Genomic DNA, 15,538 nt, shown 5'->3' with positions numbered 1-15,538 from the left:
TCGGGTTTTCGTGATATCGGGTTTTCGTGATATCGGGTTTTCGTGATATCGGGTTTTCGTGATATCGGGTTTTCGTGATATCGGGTTTTCGTGGTTGCAGATCTTAATCAAACGACCCCACGAAAAAACGACCACACAAAAACACCTAAATAACCCTATACCCCAAACTTTTCCTTTCTCACAGCGACAGCCATGCCATCCACAAGGTTGTTGAATTCGTCGTCTGCGTGTCCTTTTACTTTAACCCATGTAACGTCGTGGCGGTTGTTCTGCACAATCAGTTTTTGCCAGAGGTCCTGGTTCTCAACTGGTTTTTTGCTTGCGGTGCGCCAGCCATTTTTTTGCCACTTTTTGATCCAGCCTTGCGTGAACGCATTGCACAAATAAGCGCTGTCGGTGTGCAGTTTTATACGGCACGCTTCGTTGAGGGATAACATGCCTTCGAGGGCGGCGCGAAGCTCCATGCGGTTGTTGGTTGTCTCAGCTTCAGCACCCATGCATTCCTTTTTATGCTCGCCAAAGATCAGCAAAGCAGCCCAGCCTCCGGGACCCGGGTTGCCGCTGCAGGAACCATCTGTGTAAATAATGACGTTCTTCATGGGATTTTGCCGGGAGAACCTGTCTTAATCCTTACATTCAGGGAAGCCGGCCAACGATGCCGGCGCTTGATAGAATCACCATACTACGTCTAACTGATCGCTAGGATCTCCTGAGGAAATAGAAATGAAGTTTGTGGATTACGTGACCATTTTGGTGCGCAGTGGCAAGGGAGGCGGTGGCTGTGTGTCATTTCGCCGTGAGAAGTACAATCCACACGGCGGACCAGATGGCGGTGATGGAGGGAAGGGCGGCTCTGTCATCCTGCATGGCGACAAGCAACTCTATACCTTGCTGGACCTACGGTACAACCGGCACCACTTTGCCGGCCCCGGGAAATCTGGTGGCTCCCGAGACATGACGGGGGCAGATGGAGACGATATCATCTTGCGTGTGCCAATTGGGACAATCGCAAAAGACCGTGATACAAATGAGGTGCTGGGTGAAGTGGGAGAGCACGGGCAGGAAGTTGTGCTCGTCAAAGGAGGGCGCGGTGGTAAAGGGAATGCCTTTTTTAAGTCTTCTGTGCGACAAGCGCCCAAGTTCTCGCAGCCCGGTGAGGACAATGAGGAGCGTAACATCATCCTCGAATTAAAACTGCTTGCAGATGTGGGGCTGGTTGGGTTTCCGAATGCCGGCAAAAGCACGTTGATTTCTGCGATTTCTGCTGCAAAGCCCAAAGTAGCTGATTACCCGTTTACAACGCTTGTGCCCAATCTGGGTGTTGTTCAAGTAGCAAACTACCAGTCATTTGTCATGGCAGATATTCCCGGCATTATTGAAGGTGCACACAAGGGGAAGGGGCTTGGCATTCAATTTCTCAAACACATCGAGCGCAATGCGGTATTGCTGTTTGTTATCCCCGTTACGGATCCTGATCCGATCGGCTCTTACCAGGTGCTGAAAAAAGAACTTGAAGCATTTAATGAACGCCTTGCGAGTAAGCCGCGCATCATCGCGTTGTCAAAAATAGATCTCATGCCACCAGAAGATCTGGAAGTGCTGGTGCAACTCATCGAAGACGGCATGGAAGAGCCTGTTGAAATGCTGCCTATCAGTTCTGTTGCACAAATGGGGCTCGACAGGTTACGCAATACCCTCTGGGAACGTCTAGAGAAAGAACGGGCGCGATAATAGAAGCTTCCTGCAAAGCTGCCCTGTTATTCTGACGAATTTAGGTGCGTAGCAACAGGATGGGTTTAGGAGAAACGGATGGCGCGGATCGCCGCGCTTTGTTAGCGTTGTCGATGGTCCCCGGTGTTGGCGCCGGGAAAATAAGACAATTGGTTGCATACTTTGGTACTGCGCAAGATGTGCTCAACGCGTCTTTCCATACTCTCCTTGAAGTAAAAGGGATTGGGCCTGGCCTGGCAAAAGCAATTGTTCAGTTCAATCAGTATCCCGCTGTTGACGAGCAATTTCGTTGGGCCGGCCGGGCAGAAGCTTTGCTGTTGCCGTTCTGGGATGATAGATATCCCCGGTTGCTCCATACGATTTATGACCCGCCGGCCTTTCTGTGGATGCGTGGTGATGCCAGTGTGCTTGACAAACCTGCTGTGGCAATTGTGGGCACCCGTCGGCCATCCGCATACGGACTGCGCGCCGCAACCCATTTTGCAAAAGAACTGGCTTCCCGGGGGTTTGTGATTTTGAGTGGGCTCGCCTACGGTATTGATGGCGCTGCCCATAGCGCTGCCTTAGAAGCCGGCGGGTGTTCTGTGGCCGTACTTGGCTCAGGTATTGATCGCATTTATCCGGCAAAACACATGGAAATTGCGCGTCAACTGGTATTGCAAGGTGCGCTTGTATCGGAGTTGCCGTTGCGCGCAAAACCAGATGCAGCAAACTTCCCCAAGCGTAACCGCATCATCAGCGGGTTGTCGCTGGGCACCCTTGTTGTTGAAGCATTTGAAAAAGGGGGCGCCTTAATTACAGCGCGCATGGCGCTGGAGCAAAATCGAGAGGTCTTTGCTGTGCCTGGTTCAATTTTTAGCCAGACTGCAGCTGGGTGCCATGGGCTCATTGCTGGCGGTCAGGCCAAACTGGTGCATTCTGTTGATGATGTGCTTGACGAATTGGGCGTGGTTTCAGAGGCGGTAAGCAGCAATGGTCAGGATGTACGAAAAAAGACTGCAATCGACAACGCTGCGCAGCTACAGGGGATAGAGCGTCGGTTATACGATTTGTTGGGTGAAGAGCCAAGACATATCGATGCACTCTGTGATGCAGCAGCGGTTGACGTATCAACAGCCCTGGTGTACCTGCTGAGCCTGGAGTTTAAAGGGTTTGTTCGCCAGCTTGCCGGTAAGCAGTTCTACCGCTGCTGACATTCCCACCAGTAATATTCCCGCTGCTCTGGCTTGTATCGGGCAATACATAGGCCGTACATTGCGGCGCAAAACAACCCGAAGATGATGGACATCACAAAAGTCAGGCACGCCTTCCCGCATACAGACGGCCTTGTTTATATGAATCACGCGGCACTGTCTCCCATTGGTAGCCATGTGAGAGCTGCTATCGATGCGCTGGTTGAGGAACGGCATTTAACCAATATTGAGAATTATTTTGATTTCCTGCCGGTGATCGACAGTGTGAAGGACAAAGCTGCAGCCGTCTTGCATACTGAGGCTTCACAGGTAGAGTTTGTGCCGAATACATCAGCCGGCCTCAACATACTGGCGCACGGCCTTGCGTGGGAAGCCGGTGACGAAATTCTGATTCCTGGCTGTGAGTTTCCTGCCAACGTTTACCCGTTTATGCAGCTGCAAAGTAAAGGCGTACAGGTTCGTTTTATTCCACACCATGAAGGCACGTTTACGCTGGAAGATGTAGCAGCCTGTATAACACCAAAAACGCGCCTCCTTTCAGTGAGTTGGGTGCAGTTTCTCTCCGGCTTCAAGGCTGATCTTGACACGTTGGGCCGGCTCTGCAAGGCGCACGATGTATTGTTCTGCGTCGATGCAATTCAGGGGCTAGGTGCGTTAGAAATAAATGTCGAATCCAGTCATATTGATTTCCTTGCAACTGGTGGGCACAAATGGCTCATGGCCATGCAGGGGATCGGGTTGGTGTACGCTGCGCAACCTTTGCTGGAGCAGCTCAGGCCAAGGGCCGGCTGGCTGCATGGGCCCATTGACTGGGAGCACCTTATCGATTACGAGCTTTCGTTTTACGACGATGCCCGTCGTTTTCGACTTGGCACACAAAACGCAACCGGCATTGCAGCGCTGGATGCTGCACTGGGGTTTTATTTAGATGCGGGGCCGGCGTGGTGTGAAGCCCAGGTCTTGCATCATATGCGGCTGCTGCAACACGGCTTGAAAACACTTGGCTTTACGTTATATGGTGAATCCTCTGCGCAGCACCACGCTGGTATTGTGGCTGCCAGGCACCCTGATGCTGATACGGTCTATGAGGCGTTGAAGCAACTAGGGATTCATATAGCTGTTCGTAACGGCCTCTTGCGGTTTTCGCCAACCTATTACAATACGTCAGCAGAAGTTGAACAGGTGCTTCGTGCATTGGAAAAACTTCTTGCCCAGTACCCGGTCTAACGTGCTCTGCCTAACCCGGAAGAAAGCGATTAATGGAACCGGATAAAATTGAAACCATCATCACGCTGAACGTGCCCGCAGGCTATGCCGAGGACCAACGCGTTGATCAATACATCACTCGGTTCCTGGCCAACGTGACCCGCTCGAAAGTGCAAAAGGGCATGAAGGAAGGGCGCGTGAAAATCAATGAGGTTGTGGTTAAGAAGCCATCAACCAAAGTGCTCGCCAACGACGTTATCGAATGCACGCTGGAGCGGCCACCGCCCATTGAAGCGGCGCCTGAAGACATTCCGGTTAATATAGTATATGAGGATAAGTACCTCCTTATTGTAAACAAGCCTCCGGGCATGGTTGTACACCCTGCATATGGCAACCGAACCGGCACCCTGGTCAATGCGCTTTTGTACTACCTGGGCCAGACGGCTTACACGTTCGATCCGGATACAATAACGCAGCCAGATGCTATTGGTCTGTCTACCGTCAATGCAAAACCACAGTCGGCGGAGCAGATAGATGTGCGCCCGGGGATTGTTCACCGATTGGATAAAGACACGTCGGGTTTGTTGGTGATTGCAAAAGACAATGAAACCCATGGGGCGATTTCCAGGCAGTTTGCCAATCGGACAACTCGCCGCCAATATGTATCCTTTGTATGGGGTGCACCCGACGAAACAGTTGGCCGGATTGAAGCCAATATTGGGCGAGATACCCGTGACAGGCGAAAGATGGCTGTAGTGTCGCCAACCAAAGGGAAGCATGCAATTACCAATTACGAAGTGGTAGACCGATTTGGGTATATCTCAAAGGTGCATTTCAGGTTGGAAACGGGGCGTACACATCAAATCCGTGTACATGCAGCAAATCTTGGTCACCCGATTCTTGGGGATGAAACGTATGGAGGTAAACTCGTCAAGTACGGTCCCCAAATTGCTCGCCGGCGTGCTTTCTTTGCCAATATATTTAAAATGATGCCCCGTCAGGCCCTCCATGCCTTGACGCTGGGGTTCAAACACCCGCATACCGGCGAAGAGGTTGATTTTACCTCTCCGCTGCCCGATGATATGCATGCCGTTGAGAAGCGGCTACGCGAGGTAGAATCCGACGTCATGTAGGTGTGATGGCGTTGAAAGGGCTACTGCCCACTGTACCTTAATCAAATCTTCCTCGAATCCGGTAGCGCTGAAGGCAGGTTAAGGCCGAACTTCAATGGATGTAATTCGTATTTCGTAGCCGGCCGTAAAGCGCGTTTTACGGTCAGGTTATGGTTCTGGCTTTGAAAGAGAGGTGGTGGTATGGTTACAGCAAACATGATGGGTATCCACGATTTGTTGCAGGATGGCGCGGTATGCGTGCAGATGCCAGGCGAATCGAAAGAGGAAGTACTCAATCGGTTGGTCGATTTGCTCGAAGATCACCCCGACATTGCTGATTTTGACGGCATGCGTGCGGCCATTATGAAACGCGAATCAATGATGTCCACCGGCGTAGGGAATGGGCTGGCTTTGCCACATGCCAAAACGTCTTCTGTAGATGGCATTGTAGCTGCGTTTGCTACCACCGCTGAGCCTGTTGCCTACGACGCCATTGACGGCTTGCCTGTACGAATGCTATTCATGATGGTGAGCACGGAACGAGCCAAATCGCAACATATCAAACTGTTGAGCAGGGTTTCCCGTCTGATGAACGATGCCGGCTTCCGTGATCGTTTGTTGAAAGCCCAGCGAGCGGAAGAGGTTTTGAAGATATTCCAAGAAGGAGAGTTGAGTCTTACATGAGTAGAATACTGAAGAACATCACAGGCACATTCGATATCCTGCCCAAGCCATCCGGTTCTGATGGTGCGCATAGCCACGACATTGCTGCCTGGGACTTCGTCACCTCAACCATCAGGGCAGTCTTTGCCAGGTATGATTTCCACGAAATACGTACGCCAATTCTGGAGCCCACAGAACTGATTGCGCGGGGTGTGGGGCAGCTGACGGATATTGTTTCAAAAGAGATGTTTGCCTTTTCACGCGAAGAAACAAACTATGTCCTGCGTCCTGAAGTAACTGCGCCAGTGATGCGTGCCTACCTCCAGCACCACCTCGGACAGCAAGGTGGCGTGCAAAAGTTATTCTATATTGGCCCATGTTTTCGTGCTGAACGGCCGCAGAAAGGGCGCTACCGGCAGTTTCACCAGTTTGGCTGTGAAGTGATTGGGGCCGATAATGCCCTGGCTGACGCTGAAGTGATCGGGGTGATGACTGCAATTTACAAAGCTTTTGGGCTGGGCAACATACGCCTGCGCATCAACTCGCTTGGTGATGAAACGAGCCGGCCCAAGTACAAGCAAGCCCTGCGAGACTACCTAACGCCGCACGCATCAGATTTGAGCGAAATTAGCCAGAAACGCCTTGCACAAAATCCGCTTCGGATTCTGGATACCAAAGATAAAAAAGAGCGGGCCCTGCTTGAGGCAGCGCCCATGCTGATGGATTTTGTTGATGAAGACAGCCTTTCGCATTACGAGACCGTCAAGTCTTTGCTAGGAGGACTTGATGTCGCCTACGTCGAAGATCCGTTCCTGGTGCGAGGACTGGACTACTACACAAGAACAGCATTTGAACTGGAAAGCGATGATCTGGGCGCGCAGAGTGCGCTTGCTGGCGGCGGTCGGTATGATTTGCTGGCGAAAGATATCGGCGGGAAGAAAGGCGTGCCGGCTGTGGGGTTTGCTGCCGGCATAGAGCGCTTGCTCATCGCACTGGATGCAGCAAACTGTGAGATTCCGTCTACACCCGGGCCAGATGTTTACCTCGTCGGCCTGGGAGACAAAGCATCAGCGTGGGCGATTGAGACCGCACAGCAACTGAGGAAAGAAGGGATGCGCGTTGCCTTTGACTTGAGCGGACGCTCTTTAAAAGCTCAAATGCGCGACGCCAACAGACTTCAAGCCCGTTTTGTTGTGATCGTAGGCGAAAATGAGCTAGATTCCGGTAAAGCTAACATCAAAAGCATGGAAGTTGGTGAGCAGCAAGAAATTGCGCTCGACCAGGTGAGCCACTACATTAACACCCAGTCATCACACTGAATCTGATTTCATCATATGTACCCCTACCTGAGTGATCTTTTTAAAGATTTTCTTGGCATAGAGTTGCCGTTACCCATTTACTCTTTTGGCGCCATGGTGGCATTGGGAGCCATGGTCGCGGCATGGTTGCTCGGTAAAGAGCTTGATCGCTACTACAGAGCCGGCCTAATTAATGGTGTCAAGATGCCGGCCGAAATGACCAAGAAGGAGGCTGGTAAGAAAGGTGGCAAAAGTAGAGGCGGGCAACGACGAGCAGGGCGGAAACTTGTTACAGTATCACCATCTTATGCCGTTTGGACTGTGACCATTGTTGCGCTGGTTTCTGGGTTCGCCGGAGCAAAAATATTTCATGCCCTGGAAAACCTTGACAAATTTGCCGCTGACCCGCTCGGGATGCTCTTCTCATCAGGTGGGTTTACGTTCTATGGGGGATTGCTGGTCGGTACAATTTCTGTGATTTGGTATCTGCGAAAAAAAGATCTTTCTGTACCCGTCTTTGCAGACTCACTGGCGCCCGGTTTGATGATTGCTTATGGAATTGGCCGTATGGGTTGCCATCTTGCTGGCGATGGAGATTGGGGAATTGCCGCGAATCTCGCGCTACAGCCGTCCTGGATGCCCGATTGGCTCTGGGCAGAGACCTATCCGAGCAACATTTTGGGCCGCGATCTATCCGCTGCACCTGTGTATCCTACACCCATCTATGAGTTTTTTGCAGCCCTCGTTATTTTTGCAATACTTTGGAGCCTCCGCAAACATCCGTTTGTGAGTGGCTGGCTGTTTTTTGTTTACCTGATGTTCAATGGTGTTGAACGGTTTCTGATAGAGAAACTTCGCGTAAACAATGTCTTTGATCTGTTTGGTATGGATGTGACGCAGGCAGAAATTATCGCAAGTTTGATTTTTCTTACAGGCTTGATCGGTGTCATCAAAACGAGTAAAAAAAGGATTGACCAAAAAAGCGAAGCCCCAACAGATGGCGCTCATATTGGGTCGTAAACCCGTCAGGGAAGCACTCGAAGCCAGTAGCCAAATAGACAAGGTGCTGATCAATAAGGCAGCCAGGGGGGAAGATATAGACGTTATTCGTCGATTGGCTTCGGGACAAACCATCCCATTTCAGTTTGTGCCTGAAGCAAAGTTGAACCGGCTCGCACCAAACGCCAACCATCAGGGCGTAATTGCAACGATGGCGCCTGTTGCTTTCCAGGATGTAGATGATCTACTGAGTAGTATTGCCCCCACGTTAGACGATGTGCGGGCTAAAAAACCGACGTTGTTGATGCTTGACGGCATCGAAGACCCACATAATTTTGGAGCAATCCTGCGTAGTGCGCTGGCAGCGGGCGTGGCCGGCGTGATTATTCCAACGCGTCACATGGCACAATTGAACGAAGCAACTTTGAAAACAAGTGCCGGTGCTGCACTGCGTATTCCTATCGCGCGCGTCAAGAAACTGTCAGACACGCTGGTACAACTAAAGGAACGGGGGTACTGGGTTGTAGGTGCAGACGCAAGCGGAGAGGTGGCTTTTGGCGCGTACGACTGGGATCAACCCGTTGTAGTTGTTATGGGGAGCGAGTCTAAAGGCATGCGACCGGACGTAAAAAAGGCCTGTGACACAGTTGTGTCTATTCCAATGTATGGGCCAATGGAGTCCTTAAATGTATCAGTTGCTACGGCGCTTCTCGTTTTTAAAGCTGCTGAATGTAAGCAGACCCCGGCCACATAAGCGATTTGGAATCGTGTGTACTTATGATTTTCGGCCGTTCAACTTGTAAACAATTTTACGCACGGTATCAAACTGCAAATAGGGATACTCCTCACGGAGTTGCTCAATTGCATCACAAGCAGGCACTTCATTGGCTCTGAGGTTTTTGAACTTCATCCGTATGTGGTAATCCCGGATTCCTTTCTCACTTAAAAGGCTGTGATGCTCTAACATCTGATAGACCTCATCAGGTATGAGGTCTGCAAGGGGGTTATCTAGCTGGGTTTCTCCGTTGAAGAACATGTAGCGTACCTTGATCTTTTACTTCACTTACTAAAAGATAGCGACCATCCCCGCCTGGATTAGCGCATTACAATCGTAACGGATACATAAAAAACAACCCACTTAATTCGCCCGAGTTGTAGAGGACTGAAGGCGAACCGTAACTATCTGAGCGCGAATAGTTCGAAGCGCTTTGCTTAAAAGAAGAAGCTGTGAAGGGTGTGTGGTGGTGCTACATGGATGCTGTAGCTTCTGAAGCAGGGGAAAGGGCCCTTATTGCATCTTTAAGTGTATCTATAACAAAGGGGTTAAACTCTTTGTTTAGTCGTTTTTCGAGGGATTTGAGATCGTCGGGTTGGCCCAGTGTGCCGATGAGTTTTGCTGCCCTTTTACGGACTAAAACCTGGTTGTCGTCAAGTAAATCGAGCAAGGCTGAACGGGAGCGTTTGTTCTCGAGTGCAGCAAGTTCGGCAAGAATTTCCATGGCTGCAAACCGGACTTCAACAGCGTGACTAGGCCGGCTGAAATCTGTCGCCAGTTTCACGCGGTCCCGCGTATTCATTGCCGTGTACTGGACGGATCGAAGGGCTGCTTGCCGAATGAGATCTTTGTAGGAGGGCGTTATGAGCGCAGATTGCAGGAGATCCTCCGCATTGGGCGCCTGTATTTTAATCAGACTCATGACGGCCTGGGCCTGTAAGTGGTAGCTGGTCGCCGCCTGTGCAGCCTCCATGGCAAGGATGGTCAAGTCGGCTTTGTCTTCGAATTTTTCTAAGCCTGTCAGCACAGCTTGCTTTACGAGCGGTGAGTCATCCGCATCGTAAGTCTCAAGCAGTGTTCTTTTGGTTGCATCTGAAGGAGGGAGTTTGGCGATCAACTTGATGATCGCTGCACGTACGATTGGAATAGGGCGCGACTTCAGCGCGCTTTGGAGTCCTATAAACAGCGCAGGGTCATCTGCATAAGCTTCAAGTGCTTGCACAGCTGTAAGCTGACTCAACGGGTGTGATGCATAGCGAAGCTGTGAGACCCAGGCATTGGCAGATTGCGTCACGCTGATGTTCGAGAGCAAGGTGTTGTCGGGATCTAGCTGGACGTATCGCGGCTGTATCGTAAGGGGTAACGAAAAGAGCTGGTCGCGATCTGTAATCTGCAGCGGCGTCCGTGTTGGGCCGGCCAGCGAATACGTTTCTATTGGCACGTCCAACTGGAACACAGGAGGCACTAGATAGCCTTCCTGCAACTGTTCTACAGATACATACAGGCTTTCCGATACAAGGTCATATTGGTAATTAAGATCGATAGCTGGGTGTCCCGCGCTGTAAAGCCAGTGATCGAAAAATGCATCAAAAGGTTCGCCACTTGCCTGGGTTAGCGTATTTAGTAGCTTGTCTGTGTTGGTCGTCTGAAATGCCTGCGTACGCGTGAATGATTGCAGGAATTCCCAAAACTGCTCCTCGCCCATAGTGGACATCAAGGCATGAAAAAACCATACGCCTTTAGCGTGTGTGTGGTTGTCGAGCAAGTTTTCTTTTGTGTACCACTGATTCCAAACCAGCGGGCGCTGATAGGATGCTGCCTCATCGAAGTACGCGCCGGCCAGCTGATGCAGGTGGCTGTAGTATGTCGCATCTCCCTGCGTCGATTTTAAGAACATCAAACCCAGAAACGAGGAGAGACTTTCTGTGAGCCAGACATCTGACCAGTGATCGATACTAATCAGGTGACCATACCACTGTTTGGCTAGGTTTGTTGCCAGTTGTAATGTGTTAGCCTGGTCGAGTTGCGCACGCTCATCAACGAGTATCCGATCGTTGAATACGGTAAACCCGGTATAGCTCAGGTCTGGTAAATACTCATCTTTAAAAATGAGTTGCGTATATCCTGGCCAGGGGTAGGTGAAGTCCAGTTTGTCTGACAGGAAGAACAAGATGTCTGGTATTTCCTGCAGGGAAGTAGCAGCTGCCTCTGCCTGATCAGCTGCGGTCCAGTGTTCAATGCCCACGGAAAAGCCATTTTTTAGTCGAATGGTCTGCGTGGCTTTCTGAAACCGTCCGACGTAGAGGCCTATATCTGCGGGGTTGTGGGATTGATCTTGTACAAAATGGAAAAGCGACATGCCATCATCCGTTTCCATTTGTTCGGTTTTACGCCCATTGGACAGAACATCGAGCGCTGGTGGTAGCGTGGCAATAATTTCCGAAGTTAACCTGTCTGTCGGGTTGTTGAGCAGTGGAATCCAGTAACTGTTGCCCTTGTTGGTGCCGTCAGTCCAGATATGCACCTGGTGCGACGTATCAGCTTTGTTGACATCACGAAAGTACATGCCGGCCTTCGGGTTGGCCCTGTACGTAATTTGAATCTCGAATGGGACGCCCCGAACCTGCAGGGAGTCGAGCTGCACATCCAGCAGGCCATCCGCCGTGTCCGCATATGGTGCGTCAATTTTGAGCGAGTCGAGTACACCTACCTGAACACCATAAACTTCAATACCATCTGCTGCAAGGCGCAGCGTATTAAGCGAATCGATACTGGGTCGAATACGTAGCTTGGCGACGCCAAAAATTCGACCTGCTTCTGGTTCAAATCGTAAGGCAAGCCGAATGTGCTCCTGATCAAATCCTGATGTAATGGGCTCGTGTAGCGGTGCTGAGAAAATAGGATGTTGGATCAGGGAGTCGTCCCGCGCAGATGCGATAGCCGGCAGTGTTTCTTGTAGTGTCTTTTCAGTAATCAGAGACGTTACAGAAGCACGTAATTGTGACTGTGCGTATAGCGGCAAGACCCCGTGAAAGAGAAACAGCACGATTGCCAATAAATGCGCAGGGCGGTATTTCAGTTTACAAACGCGTTTCATGGTGTTGTATCTTTGTCCATATTGGCGTTGCGCAGTTTTTGTAAGCTGGTTCCCTGGAGGAAGAGCGCCAGCACACCGGCAACGGTATAGACGATCACATGTAATCCATGCGAAATGATTGCATAGGTCACAGCCATAGTTTCGTCGACAAAATATAGATTGACCAGTGCAAGTTTGGTAATATAGTGAAAAGAGCCTGTGCCGCCCGGGGCAGGAACGGCAAACCCTATTGCTCCAAATATCATGATCGACCAGGCACCATCCCACCCAAGTTCGAATGTGGTGTGCATGTCTAGCATCACAAACGTCAGGTAGGCCATAAGGGTGTAGGTGAACCACATCAGTACGGTGCTCAGGACCAGCGCACCACGCCGAGGTGCCTTTAGCAACGTTAGCATGCCGTCGCGAAACGAATTCAATATGGAAACCAGCCGCCTCCGAATTTGCAGCAGTTTATCAGACTGACTGGTCTTGATTGTCCGGAATGCCACATAGCCGAGTGCGCCAAATCCGGTTAGGCCGGCTGCGGTCCAAGCAATAGGAATCTGGCTGGCCATAGAAACCAGGGGAGAGAAAATGCGATCCTGGATAAACAGGAATTGGTCGTAGAAAAGCACACTCAGGCTAAATATCCCGATAACAAGCACGGCCATGTCAACTACGCGCTCGACAACAACCGTCCCGAATACGCCGCTGAACCGGATGCCTTGCTCGCGCGAAAGGCTTGCGGAGCGGGCAAATTCGCCAATGCGCGGAATCAACAGGTTTGCGAAATAGCCGATAATCAGCGAAAGAAATGCGGAGCGAAACGGAACACTGGAAAGCTCGCGCTTCCGTTGTCGATCGGGCAATGCTTCCAGCAGAATCTGCCAGCGCCAGGCGCGCAGGGCATGGCTGATCAGAATGGCTGCAACGATTGGTACAATCCAGATAAAAGAGGCACTCGCAATGGAGGCCTTGAGCGCATCCAGTTCGACCCCCTGCAAAGCCAGATAGAGAAGGAATAGGCCAAGGGCAATACTAACTGCGTATGCTGCTATCTTCTTTATCTGGCCTGTCACGTAGTCCTCTGTTTACAAAGCAAACGCCGTTGCGTCCGCCAGCAGTCAGACATGCAGGCAGAGATACTGTGTGCGATACAAACGGTATCGCCGACTTTAGTATCGCAGGTCGATGACTTCGGCATCTGCTGGTGGTACAAAGTTAAACGGGTTGCCTTCTATGGCTGGATTTAGTTCGATTTCGTCGAGATTGAACTCCAGAACTGCGTCATTCACGTCTAATACACGCAAGCGCGTAATCACATGATCGGTATCTCTCACCCAGAGGGTAACTTCTTTGAAGAAGGTTTCATCTGAGCCAGCGCGTAGTTGCAGTTCATGGTGCCTGGTACCATTCAGATAGTTCAGGCTACTGTTCAGTACCTCGTAGTCGTCGTGAAAATTATCCAGGAAGCTGCTTATCGAGAAGGTGGTTTCGTCATCAACATAATCGTTGATAAGTACCTGCTTTTCGGTTTCGTCATAAATCCAGGTTGTTTCCCCATCTGTAACAAAGGTCTGGATATCGGTTTCGACGCGATAACGGTTGCCTTCCAGGATAAGGGAGCCCTGGTTTTGGGGCAGTACATCACCAAACGGAGAAGTGATGGTTTGCGTAAAATCTGCCTTGAGTAAGTCTACCTGGTCGTACTTTGCGCGGAGCCGGCCGATCAGTTCTGCCTCACTTTGCGCAAATAGCGGTTGCTGTCCAGTAAAAGCTACAATGATGAACAGCGCGATAAACGAAGCTTTATGTATTAAATGTCTCATTACGTGTTGGCGAGCATAAAATGGATGGTTTGTCATATGATGAACTATTAAGTCAAATCATATGCCTGAACCCCAAGCTGCTTACGGCATGCTTAGCGAAGTACGCTGTCCGGCTTCCTGTTGGATCGTTTGTTTGATCACCCGGAGAAGCGCGTCTAGGTCAGCGGCGTCGTTGTACACATTCGGCGAAATCCGAATGGCCGTTCCACGCGTTGAAACACTGATGTTGGCGTTGTTTATTGCGCTCATCAGTCGTTCCATCGATAGATCTTCTCGAACGCGAATCCCAAAAAGGTGGTGCGCTCTCCAGCGGGGCGATTCTACTGCGAAGCCCAGTGTTTTGATTTCCTTGCAGAACGATTTAGTCAGATCTGCACAATATTGCTGGATGTTTTCGATGCCCCAGTCTTGCAAGTGGCGCAGGGCCTGATGCAGCATTGGTAGCAGGATGAAGTTGCTTTTTTCTCCCACGTCAAATCGGGTAGCTCCGGGTTGGTAGTTGTTTGTGTAGGCCACGAGGCCGCCAAACTTTTCACTGCCTTCCCGGGTGATCCAGTTTTCCTCGATCGGGATACCGGCCGAAAAGCGTGGGCCGTAATATGCCAGTCCGATACTGTATGGCCCCATAAGCCACTTGTAACCGGCGCAAATGAGGGCGTCGGGTTTTAGTGCTGTAACATCAAAAGGCAAAGCACCAATTGATTGCGTGCCGTCGATGATAAATGCCGCACCAACTTCGCGTGCCCGGGCGCCAATGGCCTCAAGGTCAAATAAGGTGCCATCTGCCCAATGCACATGGGCCATCGAGACGACCGCTGTATCCGAAGTGATAGCGTCCAGGATGGCTTCATTCCATAAAGCGCCGCGGTTGTTAAAGTCTGTTGGTGCTTGTATGGCCCGAATGACCGCGCCGGTGGCTTCGGCTTTGCGCATCCAGGCATACACATTGCTCGGGAATTGCTCGCCGGCCATTACAATGGATTGCCCGGGCCGCAAGCTGACGTTGTTGGCTACTGTAGCGATGCCATAGGAAGCTGAGCCAATGACAGCAATCGCATCTGACGGGGCATTAATAAGCTTGCCAAAGACGGCCTTGGTGGCCTCCACCGTCTCAAAAAAATCAGCTGGCTTGATGTCTGCGGGCATGCGTTTGCCTTGAATGCCGGCAATACCTGCAGCTTCAACCTGTTTGGTTAAAGGTGACATATACGCACAGTTCAGGTAATGCGCGTCGTTGGGTAAAGAAAATAAAGCTTTCTGACAGGCTAACATGGTTTTGGGGTTGGCTGATCGGAGGCTTCTTACAGTAATCTCTGGCTCCTTTGTTCTGCTTTCAATTGAATTCGCTTAACTATTTCCGGGTAACCTTCAAATACCTCTTCAAACGCGTGCTGATTTAGAATGTAGAGGTCGCAATATGTATTTGCACGGGCCGTAGCTGTGCGCGGCAGGTCTTTGAATAACGCAATTTCCCCAAAAAAATTACCCTTGCCCAGGGTGTTGAGAACTTTTTCCTCTGATTGGTCCCAGATATTTACGGTCCCATGCGCGATAAAAAAGACTTCTTTACCAAAGTCACCTGCTTTAAAGATGCACTCGTTGGGCGCCACAATCCTCTCGCGTAACTGCTGCGCAATTTCGAGGATAAACTCT

15 protein-coding genes are annotated in these 15,538 nt (G+C 50.7%); 8 read left to right on the top strand and 7 right to left on the bottom strand.

Going from position 1 to position 15,538, the window contains the following annotated elements:
* Nucleotides 1-155: 155 nt before the first annotated feature.
* On the bottom strand, nt 156-599 hold the full coding sequence (rnhA, locus tag AAF564_19930; GenBank protein ID MEM8487830.1) for a ribonuclease HI: 444 nt from the start codon (nt 597-599) through the stop codon (nt 156-158).
* 124 nt (nt 600-723) lie between these two features.
* On the opposite strand from rnhA, the gene obgE reads away from it, so the two are divergent.
* The 8 genes from obgE to rlmB all read left to right on the top strand — a co-directional run bounded on the left by obgE (nt 724) and on the right by rlmB (nt 8,956).
* Nucleotides 724-1,731 carry a GTPase ObgE gene (obgE, locus tag AAF564_19925; protein ID MEM8487829.1) on the top strand — a complete coding sequence of 336 codons (1,008 nt, stop codon included), beginning with the start codon at nt 724-726 and terminating at the stop codon, nt 1,729-1,731.
* Nucleotides 1,732-1,790: 59 nt separating this feature from the next.
* On the top strand, nt 1,791-2,924 hold the full coding sequence (gene dprA, locus AAF564_19920; protein MEM8487828.1) for a DNA-processing protein DprA: 1,134 nt from the start codon (nt 1,791-1,793) through the stop codon (nt 2,922-2,924).
* An 84-nt stretch (nt 2,925-3,008) separates the two neighbouring features.
* Nucleotides 3,009-4,151 carry an aminotransferase class V-fold PLP-dependent enzyme gene (locus AAF564_19915; protein ID MEM8487827.1) on the top strand — a complete coding sequence of 381 codons (1,143 nt, stop codon included), beginning with the start codon at nt 3,009-3,011 and terminating at the stop codon, nt 4,149-4,151.
* 32 nt (nt 4,152-4,183) lie between these two features.
* Nucleotides 4,184-5,263, top strand: coding sequence for an RluA family pseudouridine synthase (locus AAF564_19910; protein ID MEM8487826.1), 1,080 nt, complete (start codon nt 4,184-4,186; stop codon nt 5,261-5,263).
* Between the two features lie 180 nt (nt 5,264-5,443).
* Nucleotides 5,444-5,926 (top strand): PTS sugar transporter subunit IIA, encoded by a 483-nt coding sequence (locus AAF564_19905; GenBank protein ID MEM8487825.1) that lies wholly within the window; start codon nt 5,444-5,446, stop codon nt 5,924-5,926.
* Entirely contained in the window at nt 5,923-7,224 is a 1,302-nt protein-coding gene (gene hisS / locus AAF564_19900) for a histidine--tRNA ligase (protein MEM8487824.1), read from the top strand. Before AAF564_19905 ends, hisS begins: the two co-directional genes overlap by 4 nt.
* Nucleotides 7,225-7,239: 15 nt before the next feature.
* Nucleotides 7,240-8,223 (top strand): prolipoprotein diacylglyceryl transferase family protein, encoded by a 984-nt coding sequence (locus tag AAF564_19895; GenBank protein MEM8487823.1) that lies wholly within the window; start codon nt 7,240-7,242, stop codon nt 8,221-8,223.
* Entirely contained in the window at nt 8,201-8,956 is a 756-nt protein-coding gene (gene rlmB, locus AAF564_19890; protein ID MEM8487822.1) for a 23S rRNA (guanosine(2251)-2'-O)-methyltransferase RlmB, read from the top strand. The genes AAF564_19895 and rlmB overlap by 23 nt, the downstream gene beginning before the upstream one ends.
* A 21-nt stretch (nt 8,957-8,977) precedes the next feature.
* On the opposite strand, the gene AAF564_19885 is transcribed toward rlmB, so the two are convergent.
* From AAF564_19885 to AAF564_19860, 6 genes are all read right to left on the bottom strand, one after another.
* Nucleotides 8,978-9,238 (bottom strand): hypothetical protein, encoded by a 261-nt coding sequence (locus AAF564_19885; protein MEM8487821.1) that lies wholly within the window; start codon nt 9,236-9,238, stop codon nt 8,978-8,980.
* 211 nt (nt 9,239-9,449) lie between these two features.
* On the bottom strand, nt 9,450-12,074 hold the full coding sequence (locus AAF564_19880; protein ID MEM8487820.1) for a M1 family aminopeptidase: 2,625 nt from the start codon (nt 12,072-12,074) through the stop codon (nt 9,450-9,452).
* A complete protein-coding gene (locus AAF564_19875) occupies nt 12,071-13,135 on the bottom strand; it encodes a lysylphosphatidylglycerol synthase transmembrane domain-containing protein (protein MEM8487819.1) in 1,065 nt (354 codons plus the stop codon). The genes AAF564_19880 and AAF564_19875 overlap by 4 nt, the downstream gene beginning before the upstream one ends.
* 96 nt (nt 13,136-13,231) lie before the next feature.
* On the bottom strand, nt 13,232-13,885 hold the full coding sequence (locus AAF564_19870; GenBank protein ID MEM8487818.1) for an outer membrane lipoprotein carrier protein LolA: 654 nt from the start codon (nt 13,883-13,885) through the stop codon (nt 13,232-13,234).
* An 81-nt stretch (nt 13,886-13,966) separates the two neighbouring features.
* Nucleotides 13,967-15,157, bottom strand: coding sequence for an aminotransferase class V-fold PLP-dependent enzyme (locus AAF564_19865; protein MEM8487817.1), 1,191 nt, complete (start codon nt 15,155-15,157; stop codon nt 13,967-13,969).
* A 29-nt stretch (nt 15,158-15,186) separates the two neighbouring features.
* Nucleotides 15,187-15,538 (bottom strand): cyclic nucleotide-binding domain-containing protein (locus AAF564_19860; GenBank protein ID MEM8487816.1); only part of this gene is annotated, 352 nt, incomplete at its 5' end.

This window comes from Bacteroidota bacterium, assembly GCA_039111535.1.
Taxonomy (GTDB): Bacteria; Bacteroidota; Rhodothermia; order Rhodothermales; family JAHQVL01; genus JBCCIM01.
Note: the sequence above shows the minus strand (reverse complement) of the source record. Positions and strands in the feature narration are given on the sequence as shown.

Coding starts and splice junctions, on each gene's coding strand:
- rnhA (MEM8487830.1), bottom strand. CDS start 599: ATGAAGAACGTCATTATTTACACAGATGGTTCCTGCAGCGGCAACCCG.
- obgE (MEM8487829.1), top strand. CDS start 724: ATGAAGTTTGTGGATTACGTGACCATTTTGGTGCGCAGTGGCAAGGGA.
- dprA (MEM8487828.1), top strand. CDS start 1,791: ATGGGTTTAGGAGAAACGGATGGCGCGGATCGCCGCGCTTTGTTAGCG.
- AAF564_19915 (MEM8487827.1), top strand. CDS start 3,009: ATGATGGACATCACAAAAGTCAGGCACGCCTTCCCGCATACAGACGGC.
- AAF564_19910 (MEM8487826.1), top strand. CDS start 4,184: ATGGAACCGGATAAAATTGAAACCATCATCACGCTGAACGTGCCCGCA.
- AAF564_19905 (MEM8487825.1), top strand. CDS start 5,444: ATGGTTACAGCAAACATGATGGGTATCCACGATTTGTTGCAGGATGGC.
- hisS (MEM8487824.1), top strand. CDS start 5,923: ATGAGTAGAATACTGAAGAACATCACAGGCACATTCGATATCCTGCCC.
- AAF564_19895 (MEM8487823.1), top strand. CDS start 7,240: ATGTACCCCTACCTGAGTGATCTTTTTAAAGATTTTCTTGGCATAGAG.
- rlmB (MEM8487822.1), top strand. CDS start 8,201: ATGGCGCTCATATTGGGTCGTAAACCCGTCAGGGAAGCACTCGAAGCC.
- AAF564_19885 (MEM8487821.1), bottom strand. CDS start 9,238: ATGTTCTTCAACGGAGAAACCCAGCTAGATAACCCCCTTGCAGACCTC.
- AAF564_19880 (MEM8487820.1), bottom strand. CDS start 12,074: ATGAAACGCGTTTGTAAACTGAAATACCGCCCTGCGCATTTATTGGCA.
- AAF564_19870 (MEM8487818.1), bottom strand. CDS start 13,885: ATGAGACATTTAATACATAAAGCTTCGTTTATCGCGCTGTTCATCATT.
- AAF564_19865 (MEM8487817.1), bottom strand. CDS start 15,157: ATGTTAGCCTGTCAGAAAGCTTTATTTTCTTTACCCAACGACGCGCAT.